The organism is Polaromonas sp. P1_G4 (genome assembly GCF_056405475.1).
This window is the reverse complement of record NZ_JBFUCA010000712.1, coordinates 1-1,708: the sequence shown is the minus strand read 5'-3', so window position 1 is coordinate 1,708 and position 1,708 is coordinate 1. Positions and strand designations below refer to the sequence as shown.

The window sequence follows — 1,708 nt, the reverse complement described above, 5'->3', positions numbered from 1 at the left end:
CCTCAACATCGCGATGGAGATCAAGAGCACGGAAACCATCAAACAGGCCGTGATCGCGGGCATGGGGGTGAGTTTTCTGTCGGCGCATACCATCAGCCGCGAACTTCAGGTGGGCAGCCTGACCGTGCTCGACGTGCAGGGTTTTCCGCTGATGCTGAATTGGTATGTCGTGCACCGCCGCAACAAGCGGCTGACGCCGGTAGCGCAGGCTTTCAAGACTTTTTTGATGACCGATGGCGGGGCGTTGATCGAGCAGACAATTGGTTTTCGTCCCAAAACGGCACAGCCCCGGCGTGCTGCGGCCCGCCGGTAGTACGACAAGGGTTAGCGCAGCAGGAAATAGGCCGCCAGGATGTACAGCACAACCGCGAAGACTTTCTTCAGCGGCTGGATGTCCATGCGATGCGCCGTGCGTGCGCCCAGCGGCGCTGTGCAAATACTGGCCACCGAGATGATGACCAGCCCTGGCAGGTACAGAAAGCCGATGGAGCCGGGCGGCATTTGCGGGAGATTCTGGCCGGCCCAGATGTAGCCCAGGGTGCCGGCCAGCGCGATTGGAAAACCAAGGGCTGCCGAGGTTCCCACGGCGTCATGGATTTTCACGTTGCACCAGGTCATGAAGGGCACCGAAACGAAGGCGCCGCCTGCACCCACCAGTGAAGACAGCATGCCGATGACACCACCCATGCCAAAGGTGCCCAGGCGGCCGGGCAGGGTGCGGCTGGGTTTGGGTTTACGGCCCAGAAACATCTGGGTGGCTGAAAACGCCACAAAAACGGCAAACAGGATGCTGAGGATCTTGCCCGGCAAGGCCACTGCCAGTTGGGCGCCAATCAATGACCCCAGCAAAATGCCGGGCGCCAGCAGCCGAACGATGGGCCACAGCACGGCCCCGCGCCGGTGATGCGCACGCACTGATGACAACGAGGTGAAGCAGATGGTGGCCAGCGAGGTGGCGACCGCCATTTTCACGGTGTATTCCTGCGGGTAGCCCTTTGCCGTGAGGATGAAGGTGATGAACGGCACCATCAGCATCCCGCCGCCGATGCCCAGCAGGCCTGCAAGAAAACCGGTGCACAGACCCAACAAAAGAAGTTCGGCAATAAGTTGGGGTTCGAGAGACATCAGATCTGCTGTGGCACGGCGGGCTGGGCCCACAACCGGCTATTGTTTTTGTTCGCGGCCTGGATTCCGTTCGGATCCGGGACAAGAAAAGAAAGGTGTCTGCGAGTGCCACTGGACCGTCATCCTGAACCGGGGTTCAGGTGGGCGAGGGCAGTCAGGTTTCGGGTTCGTCTGACGCGAGACGATCACACCTGCCGGACAATTTACCAAGCCCGTGCTCGAAGAGCATTGGTTCAAGGAAATATAAAGCCCAATGCGCATCGCAGACATGTTCATTGTAGGCCTTTGCGGCCCTCGCGCGCGAAGTAGGGAGTGATTTACCGCAGGGGTGCGCGGGCTTAAAGCAGGCGGCCGTCAACGCCCAGGGCCGTGTCAAGCCGCTGTAGCAAGGCTGTGAGTTGCGGATGCGTTGTTTCGCCAGCACTGGCGGTTGTTTCCGCTGTTGTCGCAGCGGGTGTGGGCGTAGCGTTTGGCGTGCGCTCGGGGAGCTCAAAGGCGAGATTGAGCGCCGCCAGAACGGCAATGCGGTCACGTGCCTTGATTTTCCCGGCATCGCGAATCCTGCACATGGCCATGTCAACAC

General features: G+C 60.5%; 3 protein-coding genes and 1 other RNA gene. 1 reads left to right on the top strand and 3 read right to left on the bottom strand.

The features are described 5' to 3' along the window. Nucleotides 1–313, top strand: a 313-nt coding sequence (locus tag AC1D1X_RS22530; RefSeq protein ID WP_477699249.1) for a LysR substrate-binding domain-containing protein, incomplete at its 5' end; no start/stop codon positions are given. An 11-nt stretch (nucleotides 314–324) separates the two neighbouring features. Here the strand turns inward: AC1D1X_RS22530 and AC1D1X_RS22525 are convergent. From AC1D1X_RS22525 to zapA, 3 genes are all read right to left on the bottom strand, one after another. Continuing rightward, nucleotides 325–1,125 carry a sulfite exporter TauE/SafE family protein gene (locus AC1D1X_RS22525; RefSeq protein WP_457280493.1) on the bottom strand — a complete coding sequence of 267 codons (801 nt, stop codon included), beginning with the start codon at nucleotides 1,123–1,125 and terminating at the stop codon, nucleotides 325–327. A gap of 92 nt (nucleotides 1,126–1,217) precedes the next feature. Next, a non-coding RNA gene (gene ssrS / locus AC1D1X_RS22520) (6S RNA) lies at nucleotides 1,218–1,397 on the bottom strand. A gap of 66 nt (nucleotides 1,398–1,463) precedes the next feature. Then, on the bottom strand, nucleotides 1,464–1,708 hold a 245-nt coding region (zapA, locus tag AC1D1X_RS22515), incomplete at its 5' end, for a cell division protein ZapA (RefSeq protein ID WP_477699248.1).

Excerpts from the sequence above, each read along its gene's own strand:
- AC1D1X_RS22525 (WP_457280493.1), bottom strand. The coding sequence starts at position 1,125 with ATGTCTCTCGAACCCCAACTTATTGCCGAACTTCTTTTGTTGGGTCTG.